Raw genomic sequence first — 19,560 nt, 5'->3', positions numbered from 1 at the left:
CAAGCACTTGAGTAGCGATGCGACGTGAGAACAAGTGAAAGGCGATGTGTATTTTCACGATTTGCGCTTTGTCGTTTGTTTGACAGCACCGCTCCCAATCTGGGCGTCGCTAGTAGCTGAGTAAACTACCTGCTGGGACATCAGCATAAGTGACTAAAACGCATCCATCTTCGAAGCGTCCGCAGCCTATATCAAGTCGAGTCCCATCTCGCTTAAAAAGCGCGACGGCATCTTTGACCAACCGTTGTACTTCGCGGCGTAGCTCATAGTCAGGGTTTGCAGCGTGCGCGTTACCGCGACGAAGCAGTTTCGTCGTTCCTCCTGCATTTCCCTACTGGTGTCGCCGGCCTTTATCGCTTGGAAAGATGGCAACTGGTCTTCGGCTAGTCCGACCAGGTACACGTGCCCGAACTCCATGCCTTTAGATGCATGCACGGTGAGACAGCGAACGGCATCGGAGGGCGGTTCAGGGGTTTTGTTGGCGAGGGTCAACTCCTGCAAGAATTGACTGAGGGTCATCGCGTATGCTTCTGATTCACCACCTAACTCGTTAATTACTGCACGCCAAACTTGCCTTTCGGAAGGATATTCGGTGAACTGCTCGGTGCCGTCAGGGCTCTTTTGTTCTCGGTCGTCGAAATATTTGAAGCCCCTCCGGAGAAATTCTTCGAAACTTCCCGCTGCCAGACTACCAATCGCGTCGCATAGTTCAAGGGGAACCCGTCCTGAATTTTCAGTCGCAAGAGTAGACAGCGCGAGGAGGTGGTCGCCATTTGCTTGACTTGCAAGCGCAATCACCTCTCCGGTACCGATTTCGGTATCAATGGAGTCAGAAAGCGCCTTGGTAACATTTGATACCAGCTCTTCGTCGGAACGCACTGCCGCGAGCTTCAAGCAACTGACAATAAAGCGCATTGGCCCGCTCTCGAACTGTGACTTGCGTTGCTGAATGTGCGCCTTGACGTTGACGCTGCCCAACGCACGTTGCACCCGCATAAGGAGCCTCGAGTTTCTGGCGAGCACAGCTATATCTCGTGGGGTACTTCCTGTTTGTAACCGCCTTGCAATATGCTGTGCTACCGTCCGAGCCTCGTCTTCTTCGGTAGACGTAGCAATGACGTTAATAACATTCCCCCGCGTCGTTGGGGGTTTCATTGGGGTGAGGGGCCGCTTTCCGGGGGAGCGGTCGCTATTGTGCTGAATGAGCGAATTTGCGAGCTGGACAACATCGGGTGGACAGCGATAGTTCTCAGGAAGTTGAATACTAGTCAGGTCGTAGTGGTTAGCGAGCTCATTGACACGTGACGGGCTTGCGCCGTTCCATTGATAAATTACTTGGTCGTCGTCGCCAACGATGAACAGGTTCGCATCTCGCTCTGGCGCTAAGGCCCGAAGCAAACGATATTGAACCGGATTGGTATCTTGGAACTCATCCACGCACACGTATTTGTAGACCGTTCGCAGTTGCTTAGCCAAACGCGGGCGAGTGCGCAACAGTTCCTCGCAAAAATAGAGAATTGCTCCGTAGTCGACGCAATTCTCGGTTTTCAAGAATTGCTTGTAGTCGGCGAACAAGCGTCGAAGTTGTGCCGCAGCATCCGGGTCGTGCATCAGCTTGGGGATATCAGCGTCTTCGATGCCGCGCTGGAACAAGTGGTCTAGTGCCGCGAGCGCTTTCTCAGCAGAAAGGATTTTCGTGTAGAAGGATGGCGCGACAGCAAGAAGGTCGCGTACCGCTCGCACACGTTCGGGGTCTTCAATGATTTCAAAGTTAGGACTTAGGCCAAAATGGCTACCATGCTGTCGCAGGATATCTGTTCCAAAGGAGTGAAAGGTAGTCAGCTGCACCCGACCGCCCGAAGTCGGACACATGGCGAGCAAACGCTCTCTCATTTCGGCGGCAGCTTTGCGTGTGAAGGTCAAACAAAGAATGCGAAATGACTCGCTCTCACTGTTTCGCACAAGCCTAGCTACACGAGTCGTCAGCGTGGCTGTCTTGCCGGAGCCGGGGCCGGCAAGGACAAGCAACGGGCCCTCGTCCCATAGGGCTGCCGCCCGTTGGTTGGAGTTAAGTCTGTCGAGGAAATCGTCAATCATTTGCCCTGCCTTGCGAGTGCAGTCGCCTTGAATATTGCCAGTTTAAGTGCCTTCGGGACTGAATCCCGGCCGCGTTGTCGCATGGCGTCCACGACAGCATGAGCTGCTGTGGGCTTACTATTGTTCGGAAGGGAACTTGTAATCTGTGGCACGTAGTCCGCGTCACCTGGCTTGGCTGTCATTTTCTTCAGCTTTTGGGCGCTAGCAAGTTCCTCGTAGATGTCCAGAAAGCCGTTTTCAGCCATATACGGTTCCACTGACGGCGCATTGAGCATAGTTGTGATGTGCCATTTCGACTTAGCCCCAGCGGGCAACTTGGTTTTCGCCTTTTCGACGTCTCCCATGCCCTGTTCGTCACCGTCTGTGAAACAGTGCCACGGGATGCCCAAGGCGTTGGCCGCATCGAGGAAATACGCTATGTCTCCTTGACGATACTCAACGCATCTAACGCCAGCCTGCTCAAGGTTAACTCCAAGTACCTCTGCAGCGCCGGCAAATAGGATAGCTTCTGTCTCTCCTTCCCCTAATAGCCAGCATCGTGCAAAAAAAAGTTCACCCCTGGTTCTCCGCACGAGAAAGTCGAACTTTTGGCGTTCCCTGTCTCGGAACAGGCCGGGGGGTATACGGCCAACCTTAACGACCCCGCCGGAGCGGTATATCCGCCGCACAGACGTCATTTCCACCTCCGACAGAAGGTCGCCAGAGTGAGTCGCGACGAGTTTCTGGCCGTCGATTCCCTTTATTGTTTGCCACAGGGCTCTTACAGCGCTCGGATGCAGATGAGCTTCAGGTTCTTCAAGGGCTACAATTGCCTGTGTTCCCCTGACGCCCTGCTTTCGAGAAAGCTCCGATTTTAGAAACGCGTCAAACAGCATAAGAACGGCGAGGCTTTGTGTACCTTCTCCGTGACGGTTTATCGGCAGACGCGCGCCCGTCGCCGATGCGATGCTGACCTGCGTACGATTCAGCATGTCGAAGACGCGTGCAGGGATTGCGTCCACGCTAACGACATCGTTCTTTCCGACACTTACTAAATCTCGCATCTTGGCCAAATACTCTTGCACACCCTTGAACGTGCCGTGTGCTTCAATTATCTCGCTATTTACTGCTTGAAGTTGTGCTTCAATCTCCGCCTTTCTCTCCGGCGCAATCTGCGAATTTTTAACGAATGGTGCCCAAAACTGTGAGGTTTTCGAAAACTCACGTGCCGCGTCGCGGAGTGCAGAAAGATAGAACAGCGGTCGGATAAGCTGGAGGGCTGCGAGCTTCCCTCTGTTCTTTGCGGGTAGAGCGTTCCCTGCGGCATCGAGGAAATCATAAGTGTGTTCGATTTCCTGCGTTAGTGGCGAATATTGGGCAGTGACGCGCAGTTGCACGCGGCTACGGTCATCTGGGGGAACGAGGACGACGATGCCTCCGTCTCCGCCTAGAGATTGTTCAATCTCCTCGGGCCATTCACCTGCAACCTCTTCCTCAAAGGTGAGGGTGATTGAAAGCGCGGGTGCGCTCGTCGGGTCGGCAGATGCTCCGTCGAAATGAAGGTCGAAATCGTCGAATGGTATGACACGGCCACCGGACCGAAGCGTGTTGAGGCAGGCGCGGAGTGCGTGCAGAACCGTGGTCTTTCCGCTGTTATTCTCGCCGACAAGAACCGTCGTCTTGTCCAGGTCAAGGGCAAGATGCTTAATGCCGCGATAATTTTCGATTTCGATACGGCGTAACAACATCAGTAGTCCCCAAACGGTGAATGGAAACCTGTCTCAGCTTTGAACGCCGTCGCTAACGTGCAAAGAAGAGTTGCAAAAGTCGCGACACGGTTTGTTTCCGCCGTTCGCCTACTTTGGTAGCCGAGACAGGTATGCGATTTGAGTCCGACTAAAAAGTGGCTGCGTTGGGGTCAGCCCCAGAACCCACCGGAAAATCAAACCTATACCGTCATTTTATCGTGACAGGCGACGAGGAGAGAGCAGTTCCCATCTTCTGACATTCGCCAGGTCATACCACCGCGCAGCCGGTACCGCATCGGCCTTCCGAAGGAAGATGCTCGACGAGGACATATCGCAGTCGTCTGGACCGACTGGGCAATCGGAAAAGTCCACTCAAATCGATTTCATAAGAAACTGTCCCGACGCGCCCGGGGAGCCCTTGGAGAAAGGAAGCAGGAACTAGCCGTGGTAACCGGCAAGTGACGAGGAATATCCGTTGGTCAATTCCCCGCGACTTCCGCGACAAGTAGTTCGCCTCGGCCACATGCGTGCAACCGGCGCGGTACATGGCGTTTTCGAAGCGGCTCAAAACTGCTCGGGAAAGGCCTTTGCCACAATGTGGACGTCGATATCCTTTGCCGCACGCGCTGCTGCCGCCAATCGACGACCAGCCGCAATCTGCTAGAAATTGACCAGCCCGCGCTTAATGTGTAATCTAGCGCCCGCGTGCAATCCCCTCACTCGCTTCGGGACAGATGACGCCCTGTGCGGCGAGAGTCTCCGCAATCAAGCGTCAGTGCGAAGTCCTCGAGGGGGCACGCGCCCACCTATCTTATGACCGTCTGCCGTACCCACCATGAAGCCAAGGTCGCTTTTTGCGCAATATCGCGGGCTGAAAGCAGGTACTTGTGCCAATTCGACGGGTAGGTAACCTCCTCTCGTATTCTAAGAATCAGAGTGTGCCTAACGCCATCAATGTTGAGCGCGTCTCGGTACCAAAGTAGAATATTTCGCCTTTCAATTGTTTGCGAGCCAAGCTTCTCTATTTGGGGTTCCTGCGCTTGGTACCGGTCAGGGTCTTCGCCAATAAATGCCTTTAGGTATGGGACAACGCGGAGTGCAGAAACGCGAGGTGTAGAGCGCTTGGACTTGCGGGTGACATGTCTCCATGCCAACCGCGTTATGGCCACTTCACCGGTAATCGGGTTTCTAAACTTCGTGGTTTGCAATTCCTTATACGCTGCCTTGGCCGCTTGCTGCACCCGTTCAATGGCTAGGGACTTTACAGAAAGCATCGGCAGACCTTTGCGATATTGCCCATGTGCCGCAACTCGGCTCAGATGGTAGCGCAGGTAAGGTGTGATGTATTGATGGTCTGGGATGTAAATCGTCTTTTTTACTGGCACGCGAGGCTCGGGGACGTACCAGTACACGCGCGACGAGGGAGCCGGAGGCACCCAAGCGAGCAGCGCCGGGGGACTCGCAACCGCGAGAGCATGCTTCGTTTCGTCGTTGAGACGCATTGTGCGGCGACCCTTCGCACGAGTACTGACGAACGATGGTCCTGCCTTAACTTGGCAATGCACCTGAAGCAATCGCTCCGGTGCAAATGCATCGACGAACGAGACTCTGAGGTCGACCTTCTTGTAATCCTCGTTTAGGGACGCCGCTCTGGCTTCAGCGCAAACTGCGACGCCGAGCAGAGCCGTCGCTCGTCTTGCACCGGCGTCTCCATCCGTCCTATCAACGTTCGACAACTGCAACTCCTTTATTTCGTTATTGGTAATGTTCGCATCGAAAAATCCGTAGCTAGTCCATCGCCCTCAGATGGACAGATGGCAAAATCGCCGATTTTTTTGCGCGGATTGTCGCGTGCCAGATAGGGACTTGGCTGCAGCCTTGGGACTGCTCGAAGACAAGAATGATAGTGTCGCGGCAGCCGAATCGGAACCTTCGAAGAAACTTGAGCCTCAATCTTGATGTCTGACGTAACCAAGCTGTGTTAAAAAAGGAACACGGGATGGCACCACTATACTTGCTTAAAAGATTGCACACCACGGGATTGCCGCTCATCGTCTGCTTGACGAGCGTCAGCGCGAAGAAGGAGAGCATTTTGAAAGCGATGACGCTAGCGCTATAGCATTCGACGCCGCTGATTTCGTTGTGAGCTTTCTCGCACTTTTCGGGGACGAGTAGTCTGGAAAACGCGAGAACTTCGCAACAATTGTCCGGCCTATTGGCACTGCGATTCGACAACACAAGACTCAACAACAGAACGAAGAGGTCGCAATCGTTCGATAACGATGGAAGCCTTTTCGCGCCGGGTCAGCACGACGTGATGCAATATGTCCTGAAGGAGGACGACGACAAACGCGCGTCAAAAAATGCACAGATTGAAGCATACATCCGCGATGCCGGACGTGGGAGATTGCCTGTCTGTGCACACGGAGGAGAACCCTTCGGCGGACCTTTACCGCCTGCATGCATTCAAAAGCGAGTTCAACCCAAGCTGGTTCGGCTCGTCGCTCGCTCTGGAGTTGAGGCTCCAGCTCGAATGGCTAACCGACAGTAGGCAACGGGCTGCCGCCGAGCGTCGGGCGGAGAACCTACACGGCCGTGTGCCGCTTGACGCATCAAGTTTACCCATTTCGATGAGCGACTGGGCAACTGAACGTTCGAAGGAGATGCTTGGATAACGATGTTCGGCCGGTTAATCGCGGCGAGAGTTTCGTCCGGATGCCTCTTGACGGGCGACACCCGGTTGACGTCGAAGGTAAGCCTCGACGCCTTCTATGTGAAATGCGCGCGACACCGAAGTCTCCGAAGATGGAATCTTGCGTCATCTGAAGTGCTGACCTTTGCGAAGGTCGAGAGCGGCCACGGCCACGCGTTGGCATGGCGTTCAAAAAAGTTTCGGCGCTGAAACTTTGTCGAAACTAACAAAGATGTTCACGTGAGCTACTGCCCCATAAACATCTTCTTTCTTTGGTCTCGGTAAGAGCCAATTGCATCGCAAGACTGTTGCGGAAGAGCGTCTTGCGCGACCGCCGCTGCCCCTCTATAAGCGGTGTATGCCCAAGACCTCTCGTGCCCTCCAGCAGATGACTCCCGCCACGATTGCCGCTATCGAGCAGTTGGGGGCGGACCTAGCTGTTGCCCGCCTACGTCGCAAGGAATCACTGGTCTCCTGGGCGTCACGCCTTGGTGTATCGGTACCCACCCTTATGCGACTCGAAGCCGGTGACCCGGGCGTTGGTATCGGCATCTACGCAACAGCGCTCTGGATGATTGGTCAAGATGGAGGCCTTGCCGCGCTGGCCTCTCCGGAGAAAGACCGTGGAGCGTTAGCCATGGATGTGAGAGCGGCGGTTGCTCTCGGTAAGCGGCGAGCGCGAGCATCTGCGGACGCGAAACTCAGGCGAAAAGAACAGGGCGAGTGAGCGGACGCTGCGAGCAGATTGCGGCGCTTTTATCGCGTCTCTATACCAATGGAGTCGTGAAAACGACTGCAGCTGGGACACGAGCTACTTCTGACCCGTTGAGTCACCGAGGTCATCTGACTTTCGGCATCGGACAAGACTGTCCCCGACAGTTCGCGACTCGGTCAACGATTGCAATACCAACGTTCGATACAAAGCGCTGAACCGCACGCAACGCGGATGCATGGACCACCGCATCATCCGAACTTTTCAGCGAGTCGAACGCGCAGTAAGTTTTGGGTCGCTGTGTCGCCCAAACCTAGCTTTTCGTTGCACTGGACCACGTGAGAGAGATACTCATCGAAACCATCGATTTCATCGTCAATCGCGAGCCATCGGGTCAGGCGATGTGCCCTGACATAGCGGAGAACCTGAATCCCGCGCCCTATCGACGGCCACGCCCAAGCATCGTAATACTTCGAGTGGTAAGTTGCGCCGACGACGCGCTCCCTGAGCTCCGCTGGCAACGCGTCCTTCGCTCGCCGATATCCCAAAACGCGAACCCATGACGTCGAGAGAACAATTTCCAAGCCTTTGTACGGCTCAAGGCACTCGGCCAAAACAGGGGCGAATTCAAACAGTCTGATGGAGGGAGCGGCACTGATAATGCCGCGCCGTGTCCGAACCGCCCCGAGTCTGTGAATCACTCCGTCGTAGTCCAGAAACAAGACCTGTCTCTCTGTCGACTGATTTTCGCAATGGCTTTGCGGATTCATATCAGCAGCTCAATACAAACGCCTGGCCGCTTGCACAGAGCGTCAAAATCAGGGAGAGAGTTGTCGGCATGGAAGAGATAAGGGAGGTCGCTGCGACGCGAAGGTACATGATAAGCGAGCCAAAGCGTAGGCTCAAGCAGCAGCGGCAGACTGGCGTCTCCCGGTTATGTCATCGGTCTTTGCTAAACGTTCGCCCGTCTCCGCCTTGACTGACGCAGTCACTTCGCGTGGGGCAACTGTTCGCACTCTTGGTCACCGCCGGCGCACCGGTCACGGCTTGCGCAAGCAGCGCGGGCTGCAGGAATACTAAGTGTAGGGCTGCTTCTCCGTTTCGCAAGTCGCAGGTTCCTCTCCCCATTTACATATTGCTCGAGGTTCAAACGTCGAGAAGTTTCAGCGCCGAAACTTCGGCAAAGTCCGCAGGAGGCCTTCTAAGCTGAGGTCCTGGTCGAGCTCGTTGCAACGCAATCCCTTGCAGGATGCAGAAATTTGTACCCGCTCGAGCTGCTCGAGCGATGCGGCTCAGAGAGTGGGGAACATCGCGATGTGTTACATGCAGCTTGTTGCCGTCTGGGAGCGGGACTATGAAATCGCCCTGTTCGGACGACATCGCAGTCGCGCAAGTTCCGTGAAACAGCGCGGCAGCTCTTCGTTGCAGGTGGCGATGGAGTCCGGCACACGGAACGCCCTCTTTACACTGCCGACCTTTTTTGTGCGCCCCATCGCTGTTCATTCACGTCGCTACGTGAGAACGCCCCGCGTTCACTTGGCCTGAATACCGTTGTTTAAAAGCGGTGAATACACATAGAGCCACTTCATGGCACCTGGAGGAGCATAGGGCGGCCACTTGTCCTATGTGCTCCGGGGAAACGATTCTTTGGAGTGTATTCGATGCCTTATCTGTTGGATATTCATGAACTCGCGGAGCTGCTCGGTCGTAGCCCGGCAACGATTAAAAAAGACCTTCGCCGCAACCCCTTTGCCGTTCCGCCACGGCTACATATCCCGGGCACTCGCCTGCTGCGTTGGCGGCGCGCAGATGTGGAAGCGTGGCTTGCCGAGCACGTTGTTGGAGGGACTGTATGAGCGAGCGTTTCGAGCCCCACGATTACGCTGATTTTCTCGTTCAGAGCGGGGAATACGCGCACGATAGCGGCGTACTGTATCAATGGACCGGTTCGTATTGGCGGGTAATCAAGGATGAAGACGCGGAAACCAATGCTTATCGGTGGCTTGTCCGCCACAATCGGAGCCACGCATCCAGGGAAAACGCACGCAAGGCCGTCCATGCGGCGGTCCTTTGGTCCGACAAACTTCCCCAGCCCACACAAGAGGTCGTTATCCCGTGCAGAAACGGATATGTTCACGTCATTGACGGGAACCTGCAGCTTCGTCCAGCTGACCCGGCTTTAGGTCTGCAACATACGCTGCTGTGTGAGTACGATGCGGCGGTCGCTTCGCCAAGGCGCTTCATGCACTTTTTGCAGATGATACTTCCTGACGAAAGCGTGCGAGCGCGGGTGCAGGAGTATGTCGGCTACACGCTTACTGCTGATGCCCGCTATCAGCGGGCTCAGTTGTGGCTGGGTGCCGGCGCGAATGGCAAAGGCGTTCTGGCGAACATCGTGCAGGCTTTGCATGGCCGGCCAGAGAGCGTCCAGCTTGATGCTCTGGATGGGTTCCGATTATCCGTACTGATTGGTGCGAGCCTCATTTACTCAGATGAGACACCACGAGGGCGTATCAACGAGCAACTGCTGAAATCGCTGATTGCCGGCGAGCGTGTCCAGGTGGACCGAAAATATCGAGACCCCGTCAGCATCCACGTACGAGGAAAGTGGCTAGTGCTCGGGAATCACCTGCCCACCATCACTGACCATTCCACTGGTTTCTGGCGTCGCTGGGACATTGTGCCATTCACTGTGACAATTCCTGAGGGCCAGCGTGACCCATTGCTATCCCAGCGCATCATCAGCACAGAACTCGCAGGCGTTCTGGCATGGGCCTTGGAAGGCCTGACACGTCTGCAGAAGCGAGGGGCGTTTGATGCGACGATGCCGGCTGCAATGAGTCGGCTACTGCATCAAGCAAAGTCGGAGACAAATTCCGTGCAGGCGTGGTGCGATGACTGCGCCGTCATGGCTTCTTCGAACCATTCGACCCTCAAGGACGAAGTGTACGAGCATTACCGCCGGTGGTGTGACCGCCACGGCTTGACTCCGATGGCGTCTCCTCGTTTCTGGACACGCTTGAAGGAACTTGTACCGTTCGAGGATTTCCGACGGCGACAAGGTAAAGGTCAGGTCCGTATGTGCAACCTTCAATTGCCACCTGACGGCTGTGTTGGCGATTCCGGTCAGATTGACGTTTGCGCTGTGCTGTGACGCCCCCGTGCCATGTGCAGCGAGACATCAGCAGCGCGCAGACTAGAGTATTGGCGCACTTGCACATGGGCGTGCCGGGTGTGCTGGGGCAATTGCGAAAACTATTTCAGGTGAGTACCGTCCGCACGTAAAGTAGTTAGTAGTTTCATCCCAACTCACTCGACTCAACTCTACGTTCTTCGCATTTTCGCTTGCATTTTATCGTGCCCGAGCAGCTTGATAGCCTGACTCGTCGCCGGCTCGACCTCATGGTGCGGCGGGCTCGGCCGCGATTTTGCGCTGTTCGGAAATCTTTGCCAGCGTTATGCACGATGTTCAACGCTGCGCCCCTCAGCTGTTTCACTTCAGCAAGCTGGATGCGGCATAGACCGCCCGTCGACTGCCGCGAGAGTTTGGTTCGCAGGGGACCAGAAGAGGGGGAAGTACTGCCTGAAGACGAGTTGCGGGTTTTATGTTATGCAGGCCATCCCCAAGATGAGTGGCCGCGTGGCAATCGGGTCTTGGGCGAGGGTGACCACCGAGAAGGCCTCATGAGAAAGACGGTGGCCATAGCCCTTCACAAAGAACAGGGCTGCTTTCGGCAGCCCTGTTCAATCAATATTCACCGTTCCGCTCAATGAGGAATTTGGCAATCACCTTTTGGACGAGTAAAACTCCCTGCGGTATGCCGACGAAGTGATGAATGTCGAAGCCATTCTCCGCGTCCCGAAACCATTTCATCACGGTCAAGACATCATCAAAGTGCTCCCCGCTGATGCGACGGCAGAGCATGTAAGTATCGAGCCTTGCATATCGAGAGTCGTATAAAGAAACCAGGAATTCGGCCACTGGCAGGACGCTGGCGTCGTGTCTTGCTGCACAGGCAGAAAAAAGTCGGTGTGCTGCCTGCGCTCCACTATCTTGCACGAACTCGGGAAGGAGTGCGGGTACATTCATCATTGGCCTTGAGTAATCAATGTACTGCGTATAGCGATGCATTCGCTCTCGGTGGAAAGCTCACCGCGCTGCACTTTTTGCTACATGGTTCAATGATGCGGTCTGGTACCCCGAATAGAAAATGCCACCTCTTGAAAAGGTGGCACGTGAATAAATCGAGCTTACGCGGGGGGTGGCTCCGCTGCCGCCGGCACGTTAGCGGGCTTCGAAATCTTTGCGGCTTCAAATGCGATGATGAGAAGCGTCCCCGTGGGCTTTCCTTCGCGAGAGAGATAAAAGTCGGCCTTCAACTTGCCCGTCACTTTTACGAAATCGCCTTTTGAGAGTTGTGGCTCTACATCTTTCATGATGCGCACCGTATACCATGTAGGCTCCGGGTCCGTTCCGCGTTGACTCTCGCACAGCCGTAATTCGTAGTATCCCTTTCCGGTAGTCTTACTTTCCTTGCGCGCCGGTACGGTCGCGACGTTGCCGAATACTTGCATCTGTCTTTGTCCTTCGAAGTTGGGTTCTCTGCTACAGCTATTCGTATAGTCACTAGGAGCCAGGGGCGTCGCTCGGAACGGGGAGTAGGGGCGAAACAGGCCGAGCCCACGGACCGGACATCCGTGGTCGACGATATGGCAGGTAGTTCTCTTCGAACCAACCCGAAAGGGGATGATGATTGGACGAATCAAGTCGAGTTTTTGGCAGCCAGGTCGGAAGCAGTTGCACAACGACATGCCCGACGCATCGGTCAACGTAGTGCTGCTTGTCCTTCATGTAAACCATTGCCCAAACCTCGAAGATTCCCTCCTCGATTTCGAGGAAACGCCGCTGCGTTTGGGACGTCAATCGCAATCCATCGCTATCGCGCACTCGCCCCCTCAGTAGCGCAAGCGCACGCAGCAATATTCTGTCGGTCCGCGCCAAGACCACAACGCGCCGCAATGGTCGATTGTTGGTTAGGGGAGCCCCGATACGTCCGGCAAGCGCGGAAAGTGCAGCTTCGCGGTCGCTTCCCCTCTTGCTTCGGTCAATCTCGAACCATGTAACGCCGTCTGGCTCAACCGCGAGCACATCGGGGCGCAATATGCGCTGCCGTCCCCCTGTTTCGACGGTCACGAAACCTTGTTTGATATCGGCGCTCTTGTCGCGTCCTGCATTGAGTTCTTTTAATGCCTCCGATTCGGTCCCCGCATGCAATCCTCGGGCTTCGCAACACAGCGTCGCGAAACTCATCCATAGTGCATGCTCTGGATTCGACATGTCAGCGACTCGACGCACTGAAGCCGTCGCATCGACACCATGGTCGTGCAACCACTTGGCTCCGGCGACCGTCAGCCCGTACACATGCTGCAACCTGTCCGTGCGGTACCGACGCACAAGCTTGGCCTTTGCAAGGCCTCTCATCGCCCTTTGTGCGGCTGTCAGCGAAGCTTTGAAAGGTCGCTCTGGAAAACAGCCGACGGCGATGTCTATCGCGCGAACAACGCGAAACCTGTTGACGGTCAGAAGGACACGTATCCAAACTATTCTCTGCAAAGCGGTCGGATGAATCTTCGATGTCAACCCACGGTCAACCTTCCGCGCCACCGCCTTCGTCTTCGTGTGCTGCTGCGTCATGCCGGAATGGGTCTGCGCGCCATGCCCACTTGGCGCTGGCGAATGTTTCTCTGGGACACCGCGTCTTGTATCGCGGCGGAGCTCCGCCGGTGCCCGCTGGCTATCGATTGCATGCCTACGGGGCACAGGGTGCGGTTCGTTGGATGAAGTTGCCATGTTTCTTGTCCATTCTCAGTAAGGTTTTCGAGGGCCTCGCGTCGCGAGGTGTACTCAGGAGCGTGTGGTGAGTACTCTCGTATAGCTATAGCGCTACTGGTCTCCGCGAGGATGGACACCACGCGCTTGGCAACCGTGGGTTCGTACAAGCGCACCGTTGCGCGGCCGGATGCGGGCAATGGGGCAGCCGTGTTTTCCCCTTATCCAGCCTCGTGCGCGGGGGCGCACGGCAACTAACGTTTTCATCGCGACGTCGAGCGAGGCCGCTGTCCATTCGGACCGGCTACGCCGGTGCGAAACCCCCGCCGACGTCGCATACCTTTTGACTAAGCCACTCCGCCTTCGAAGACGCCGGCGCTGACCGTGCTCCCTGCATGCCGTTTCGCCCTGGCCTGCCCCGCACTGCGCAATCAACTGCATCCTCGCGCAGAGCGGGGACCCCTTGCCAGAATGCACGCGCGTGCGCGCTCGTAGGCCGTTCAATGGCAGCATGCACCTGACGTCGGCGGGGGTTTCGCACCGGCTGTCGCCGGGCCCGGTCGCGAGCAACTGTGCGTTCGTAACTGTCCTTCGAAAAATGCGTGACCCGTACACGCGACTCTCGTATTCGCGAGGAGCGCGGCTGGACGCCGCGCCGGCCGTCCGCTTGTTCCGTCGAGAGCGCCGTTGGGCACGGCCGGGGGCGGGTCTGTAGCAAAGACGTACTGAGCGAAGGTGAGAGAGCCATCGCGAGCGGACCATCAGCGCTACCGGCAACTGGTGACCGCGACGTGAGCTTCGATGTCGCGTGGCCAAGGCAGAATGTCACACAAGTGACCCTCGCTTCGTATCCCGGAGAAGCGAGCTATGTGTCGCCGATTGCTATACAAGCGTGCATACAACTATTGGAGAGCTCATATGCATGCGAAACGACGCAATGGCAAGGTGTTGCTTTACCGCAGCACGTACATTCGCAAAGGGGAAAGGGGAAATACACACGGATATGCGGAACAGCGCTTCGTGGGAAGCATGAACGTGGACGCGCAGACGATACCGGCCGAACTCGTTGGCGAGCTCACGGAAGTGGAACTGCTTTACGTTCAACAGAGGGTGATTGAGCCGGCGCAGAAGGAAGCTGAGGCGAGGCGAGTAGCCGAAGAGGCGCGTGCACTTGACCCAAGCTGGAGGGTAGATGAGGCTGTCAGGCTGTTGGCAGAAGCAGTTGACAAGATGGGAGCTTCTTCTGTCGCGGTCGATACAAACCGTATGGGCGCGCTGCAGAAGGTCGTCGGCGTGCTTATCGAAAGGGCAGGTATGTCGACGTCGTCAAATAGCGAACCGGCTAATCCGTTGAAAAAGGCGCTGGAAGCTATCAAGCTAGCGGCCGCTGCGGTCGCTAATGGTAGGTGTGGTCGCGCACCGTCGGAGAACGTAAGAAACACGGAGCAGTATCAGTTGTGGACTGAGATAAAGGCTGCGATGGAAGGCGACATGGGTGGTAGCCTACTCCGAGCGCTGCAAGATGCCGGTTTTGTGAAAGCTAAAATACGCTAGGGGCACCGGTAAGTGGGCGAAAAGTGTGTCCCCGGGACACACTTTTGCGGCGGCTTGGTTCTTGAGGCTCGACCCTAGGCATTCAGGTCAGGCTGTCGATGCGCCAGATATCCCTTCGGAGGACATCTTTCAGGCTGCGATGCTCAGGGAAGCCGACGCGGCCCATTCGACCATCGGTGTTCGACTAGGTTATGCAAGGGCAGGATGGCCGCTTACGCATTGGCGTGGTGCTGGGCGTAGGACGCAATCGTAGCTGTCGAACGGGACCATGCTTAGTCGAAAACCGATGGCGGAGAAAGTGCCGTGAGGGAGGGGCGGCCGAATGCGAGAACGCCACCAGAGCCGGTTTATGCTCAAGGGTGGCAGTGTCGCAGAGGTCGGGGCGCGGACGGGCACGAAAACGAGTGCGTAATCGACCATCGACTCCCTAGGGGACACGGGTGAGTGGGCGAAAAGTGTGTCCCCGGGACACACTTTTGCGGCGGCAGGGCTCTTGAGGCTTGACTCTAGGCACTCAGGTCAGGCTGTCGATGGGCCAAGCGTCCCCTCGGGGGACATCTTTCTGACTGCGATGCTCTGGGAAGCCGATGCGGCTCATTCGACCTCGGTGTTCGACTAGGTTATGTGAGGGCAGGACGGCCACGTACGCATTGGCGTGCTGGGCGTAGGACGAAAGCGTAGCTGTCGAACGGGACCATGCCTAGTCGAAAACCGATGGCGGAGAACGTGCTGTGAGGGAGCGGCGGCCGAATGCGAAAACGCCACCATAGCCGGTACACGCTCAAAGGTGGCAGTTTCGCATACGTCCGGTGCTATTCAGTGCATGGTCCACGGGTTATGCGAGCACTCGCTAAGGCCCGCCGGTGACAGCGGGCTCGCTCCGGGGGCGGCTATTTGCGCTAGTGCGCGATTGCTGTAAATCAGAATCGACTCCATGTCTGTAACGTCGCCCACGACCGGTTGGCAATCGAGGACCCTCGGTGCTGCGGATTCTCACCGGAACGAGGTGTGAAAACCATGGCGTTCGACTAAACTCAACGCATGGCCTCTCCAGATTTTCAGCCGGATGAACAACAGCAGCAGCTCATAGACGCCGCTCTAGAGTCGCATCGTGACGCTCAAGCACAGAGACGCTACGCGCCAGCGCGCCTCGTGAATAAATGGTCCTCTGAGGTTGGCATTGAGCCGCCGCCCCGAAAAACTGGACTGTTCGCGCGGCTAGCTCGCGTCCTGCGGAGACTGGCTTAGTCGAACACGGATGCTTTCCTCTGCGTCGAGTTCCGCGAGGAATTCTGCGATGTCTCGACCCTCGCCGGACTGGATGGCCCTCAGGTCGAACTCAAGTATCTGACGCAACGCGTTCAACTGGTCATCTTCGAAAATGGCCATCTCTTGGTCGAAATTCAAGAATAGATTAGCTATATGGGAATCGGAAAACGTGGCCGTGCTGTCATCGGGCCCTACTAACCTGCGCTTTTTCCCCTAGCTCGCCCGCGTTTTAGCTGCGCGGTCTACCGCAGTATGTATTACGTCATGGTAACCGGGCTCCTCTCGAGGGTCTCCGAGGGTCACAGGGTAGTGCACTTCATAGCGCTCGTCGCGATACTGTCCACGCTCGTGCAGCCAAGGCTCGGGGCGGGCGTCTACGTGCTGAATCTCGTCTGCTTCCGTCAAGTCCCCGTATTCTTCGATGAACAGCACGACGCTTATCTAATTCCCTAACTCTCATCGTCGTCCCTCGGATGACCAGCGACAGGTAAGTGCGAGTGCTGTTCAATGGTGCGGGTAACACGGTTCTCCACTCGTAGTCGAACGCCGAGACATGCTGCGCGGTTGCAGGGACACTGCTTTCTACTAGCAGTAGTCGGGCTCCGAAGACCTCCAGAGAAAGTCGTCGATGAAATGCCGGAACGTGTCGCCCAATATGGGCATCGGCGCACGCCGACAATGACGGACGTATGGTGGCGTTTTGGAATATGCCCCCTTTTTATAACGCCGACGTGTGGCAGTTCAGGAGGCGTGTCGTCGGCTCTTTTGGTCCCTCATGCCAAGCTTTTGACGTACAGAGATGCTTCGGAGCGCGCGGATTGCGGTCGAAGCTCATTCTCCGCCCGGAAAATATGGAAGGGAAAAGAGGACCGTATTCCAAACCGCCACCTTTAGGATAGAAGGAAGCGGTATAGCTTGCCTAACGCGGAAGCGAATCGCGTTCGGCTATCGTGTCCATCATGGACACGGAAGGGCGAGAATAATGCCACCCGCATATCACTCGTCAGTGGCAGTTGGCGCAGCTGTGGTGATTGAGTGCCTGCCTCGTGATACAGAACCCGCTGACGGTTGACTTGCGAGTTTCTGCGCGGAACTTTTGTCAGACAAGCTGCATAAACAACGGCTGAGCCCGTCAGTAGTTAGCTACGGGGCCGGCCATGCGGTACACCATCGCGAATCTGTTTGCACCAGCCAATGATGTCGTCTATCTGGAACTCGGCCAAGTGAGGGGCATGGGTAAACAGTGCTTCCAGAACAAGGCCACAACGAACCTCAGTGGTCGAGCCGAGGCCTGTTACTCCGTCTATACCTTGTCGACCTGAATCGTCGAGCATTCTTCGGCCATCACAATTGATGAACTCGTTTGGTTTGAATTTGTACATGAGAGTCGTTGCGCGGTGTCGCGCGTCCGGTGTCTTGGTCGGAGGTACTGCTCGCAATTCGCAGGAAACCTGCGTCGGAGCTTCTAGGCAAATTCCACAGTGATTGTGGTCAAGACCAGTCTAATTTAGGAATCGGTGGAAGTAAATATATTAGGATAACTACTAAAAAGGACGGATCCTGCTTAGTGGATTGGCGATTCACTCGCGCGGGTGCCGACGCGTTCTCGAATCGCTCATGTCACGAAAGCTGCGGTGGCTCGATTCCGACCATGCAACTCCACTTGGGGACCGGGCGGTCTGGCGCTGACTGCATGCGCCTGAACCTTGCGATGCGCCACGGGGGCTACGTCAATGAGTCGTTGCTCGCGTTTGTGAGGTTCGAAAGTCGCCCACCGGAATGCCGTTGGTCTGTCAGCGCAGAAAACCGCGCTATCGGACCGGATAGTTCAGCCAAGCTCATCTTCGCATACTGGACGCTCGCATAACCGTGTCCGGATGGCTACGGAGGGCTCGATGACCCGGAGTAGCTCAAATTTCTCCCCGGTGGTCTTTGGGTGGCTCCGACACGCCGCAGAACACCCAGCGTCAAACAGGCGGGTCCGCTATTTTTCGCGATTTCACTGTCGCGCCCGTGCGACACGGCTTTCGCTTGATATAACAATAACGTTTCTATCGGTCGCGTGTGATGGCGCACCAATGCCAGAGAACCCTAGCGTCCGATTTCTGGGGGCACTTTTGGGGGCATGTCGTCTATGACGAATTGTATTTGCTATTAATATTCAATGAGTTAGTCGATTAGTTCGGTAGTCCTCCGCACATTAGAGTCGTGCCGTCATGCTCGCTGAGGTGAAGCGCAACCAGTCCCGCCTTGCGCCATGGCGCTGCGTCGTGCGACAGTGCGTTCTCGTCATTTCGCGTCGCAGAGCGCCTTGCGCGCCATGCAGAGATTGGCCAGTGCGACTGCGTTTCGATGTCGGCTGTGTTCTTAGCCAGCCCCAATACCGCGCCTTCAGATATCCAAACTGGCATGTCAGCACGCGAAACGGGTGCTCCACCTTCGCTCTCACGCCCAGCTTGAACCGCTCGATCTCGTTGCAGATCCGATCCAGCCGCTTGCTGCTATCCAGCTTTCTGCGCTTGCTAGGGCGCATTGCGACCTACTGCTTTGCCTCGTTCGCCGCATTTCTCGATTTCGACATAGCCTGCATCGGAAAACGCAAACTGCTCCTCGCCGCGCAGCAGTTCATGCACCCGCCACCGTGATGTCGTGAACATTGGCTGGCGTGCACTTCACGGTGCGCACAAGCCCCGACTTCACATCGACTCCGATGCGCACCTTCATGCCGAAGTTCCAGCTGCCGCCTTTTTGTGTCCGGCTCATCTCGGGTCGCGTGTGCCACTCCTTTTGGTCGAATTGGGCGCCGCTATTAGCGTCGCGTCGACCGCGGAACCCACTTTGAGCGTCAAGCCCTTATCCTGAAGAATCCTGTTGATCGTCTCCAGCATGCTGGCCGACAGCGCATGCGCTTCAGGCAGGTGCCGGAATCGCAGGATCGCGCTCTTGTCAGGCAGCCACGTCATGCCAATGTCCAATAGCGCGAATTTCCGGTTCCGTGGAATGCCTGCAGCGCTCCGTCCATGCCGGGTCTTAAAGGCTGAACCACTGATGCATGAAATGAATGCGCAGCATCGTCTGAATTGGAAAAGGCGACCCGTCTTGCCTTTAGGGTAGAGAGGCTCTATGAGCGCAATCAGTTTCTGCCAGGACACCACGCGGTCCATCTCATCGAGAAATTCGCGCTAGCGCGTGCGCTTCGTTGACAAGTCCAGACCAAGACCGAGTTGTGCCATCTCGCCACTCCCTGCATTCTCCTGATCCCAGGATACTCCACCCTCGCGTCAATGCCTGGGCTTTTGCAGAGATTCCTTTACAAACGGGTAGACAACTGTGAAGCGCTCCGACGCAAACGCCGCGCGGCGACGCTGACGCTGCACATTGGCTCGGTCTGTGGTGCTCCAGAGTATCTTCGCCATTAGCTACGAAGGGCATCCGACCCGGAAGTGATGTCTGCCCAAGGCACTCCCTTGCTTGACAAGAAGTCGGCTCTTGCCATCCAAGGTAAGTCTGATTTCTACTTTGCCATCGACGAAGAGGAGCAGAGCGCCATCTACTAGGCGCTGGACCCGGTTTTTCGATTTCGTGAATATCTCGCCTTAGCGGAAGGGCATCCAATAGTTTTCGCTATCCGCATTCGTCATTTTGAATAGTCGGCACGAAGCCAAGAGCAGGGCAGGCG

10 protein-coding genes and 1 pseudogene are annotated in these 19,560 nt (G+C 56.2%); 3 read left to right on the top strand and 8 right to left on the bottom strand.

Features of this window, described 5'->3' with window-relative positions; genetic code table 11:
* Positions 1-186 precede the first annotated feature (186 nt).
* The 4 genes from DK391_RS03905 to DK391_RS03875 form a co-directional block, all read right to left on the bottom strand.
* Positions 187-2,097 (bottom strand): ATP-dependent helicase, encoded by a 1,911-nt coding sequence (locus DK391_RS03905; protein ID WP_109476683.1) that lies wholly within the window; start codon positions 2,095-2,097, stop codon positions 187-189.
* Positions 2,094-3,824 carry a DUF2813 domain-containing protein gene (locus tag DK391_RS03900; protein ID WP_109476682.1) on the bottom strand — a complete coding sequence of 577 codons (1,731 nt, stop codon included), beginning with the start codon at positions 3,822-3,824 and terminating at the stop codon, positions 2,094-2,096. The genes DK391_RS03905 and DK391_RS03900 overlap by 4 nt, the downstream gene beginning before the upstream one ends.
* An 806-nt stretch (positions 3,825-4,630) precedes the next feature.
* Positions 4,631-5,560 (bottom strand): hypothetical protein, encoded by a 930-nt coding sequence (locus DK391_RS03895; RefSeq protein WP_109476681.1) that lies wholly within the window; start codon positions 5,558-5,560, stop codon positions 4,631-4,633.
* A 1,919-nt stretch (positions 5,561-7,479) separates the two neighbouring features.
* Positions 7,480-7,998 carry an HAD domain-containing protein gene (locus DK391_RS03875; RefSeq protein ID WP_109476678.1) on the bottom strand — a complete coding sequence of 173 codons (519 nt, stop codon included), beginning with the start codon at positions 7,996-7,998 and terminating at the stop codon, positions 7,480-7,482.
* An 891-nt stretch (positions 7,999-8,889) separates the two neighbouring features.
* Between DK391_RS03875 and DK391_RS03870 the strand changes: the two genes are divergently transcribed.
* Positions 8,890-9,084 (top strand): helix-turn-helix domain-containing protein, encoded by a 195-nt coding sequence (locus tag DK391_RS03870; protein ID WP_109476677.1) that lies wholly within the window; start codon positions 8,890-8,892, stop codon positions 9,082-9,084.
* Complete coding sequence (locus DK391_RS03865; RefSeq protein ID WP_109476676.1) at positions 9,081-10,382, top strand: phage/plasmid primase, P4 family; 1,302 nt, start codon at positions 9,081-9,083, stop codon at positions 10,380-10,382. The genes DK391_RS03870 and DK391_RS03865 overlap by 4 nt, the downstream gene beginning before the upstream one ends.
* 594 nt (positions 10,383-10,976) lie before the next feature.
* Here the strand turns inward: DK391_RS03865 and DK391_RS03860 are convergent.
* The 3 genes from DK391_RS03860 to DK391_RS03850 form a co-directional block, all read right to left on the bottom strand.
* Positions 10,977-11,360, bottom strand: coding sequence for a hypothetical protein (locus DK391_RS03860; protein ID WP_109476675.1), 384 nt, complete (start codon positions 11,358-11,360; stop codon positions 10,977-10,979).
* Between the two features lie 119 nt (positions 11,361-11,479).
* On the bottom strand, positions 11,480-11,803 hold the full coding sequence (locus DK391_RS03855; protein WP_109476674.1) for a single-strand-binding protein/primosomal replication protein n: 324 nt from the start codon (positions 11,801-11,803) through the stop codon (positions 11,480-11,482).
* A gap of 52 nt (positions 11,804-11,855) precedes the next feature.
* Entirely contained in the window at positions 11,856-12,923 is a 1,068-nt protein-coding gene (locus tag DK391_RS03850; RefSeq protein WP_239482692.1) for a replication-relaxation family protein, read from the bottom strand.
* A gap of 1,053 nt (positions 12,924-13,976) precedes the next feature.
* On the opposite strand from DK391_RS03850, the gene DK391_RS03845 reads away from it, so the two are divergent.
* Positions 13,977-14,612, top strand: coding sequence for a hypothetical protein (locus DK391_RS03845; protein ID WP_109476673.1), 636 nt, complete (start codon positions 13,977-13,979; stop codon positions 14,610-14,612).
* Between the two features lie 3,558 nt (positions 14,613-18,170).
* Here the strand turns inward: DK391_RS03845 and DK391_RS03830 are convergent.
* A pseudogene (locus DK391_RS03830) lies at positions 18,171-19,114 on the bottom strand (IS5 family transposase).
* Between the last annotated feature and the right edge of the window lie 446 nt (positions 19,115-19,560).

It is taken from the genome of Paraburkholderia sp. C35 (assembly GCF_003121405.1).
In the GTDB taxonomy this organism is placed as follows: Bacteria; Pseudomonadota; Gammaproteobacteria; order Burkholderiales; family Burkholderiaceae; genus Paraburkholderia.
This window is presented reverse-complemented; position numbering and strand designations above follow the sequence as displayed.

What these genes read in the sequence shown, in the direction of transcription:
- DK391_RS03905 (WP_109476683.1), bottom strand. Translation starts at nt 2,097, where the DNA reads ATGATTGACGATTTCCTCGACAGACTTAACTCCAACCAACGGGCGGCA.
- DK391_RS03900 (WP_109476682.1), bottom strand. Translation starts at nt 3,824, where the DNA reads ATGTTGTTACGCCGTATCGAAATCGAAAATTATCGCGGCATTAAGCAT.
- DK391_RS03875 (WP_109476678.1), bottom strand. Translation starts at nt 7,998, where the DNA reads ATGAATCCGCAAAGCCATTGCGAAAATCAGTCGACAGAGAGACAGGTC.
- DK391_RS03870 (WP_109476677.1), top strand. Translation starts at nt 8,890, where the DNA reads ATGCCTTATCTGTTGGATATTCATGAACTCGCGGAGCTGCTCGGTCGT.
- DK391_RS03865 (WP_109476676.1), top strand. Translation starts at nt 9,081, where the DNA reads ATGAGCGAGCGTTTCGAGCCCCACGATTACGCTGATTTTCTCGTTCAG.
- DK391_RS03860 (WP_109476675.1), bottom strand. Translation starts at nt 11,360, where the DNA reads ATGCATCGCTATACGCAGTACATTGATTACTCAAGGCCAATGATGAAT.
- DK391_RS03855 (WP_109476674.1), bottom strand. Translation starts at nt 11,803, where the DNA reads ATGCAAGTATTCGGCAACGTCGCGACCGTACCGGCGCGCAAGGAAAGT.
- DK391_RS03850 (WP_239482692.1), bottom strand. Translation starts at nt 12,923, where the DNA reads ATGACGCAGCAGCACACGAAGACGAAGGCGGTGGCGCGGAAGGTTGAC.
- DK391_RS03845 (WP_109476673.1), top strand. Translation starts at nt 13,977, where the DNA reads ATGCATGCGAAACGACGCAATGGCAAGGTGTTGCTTTACCGCAGCACG.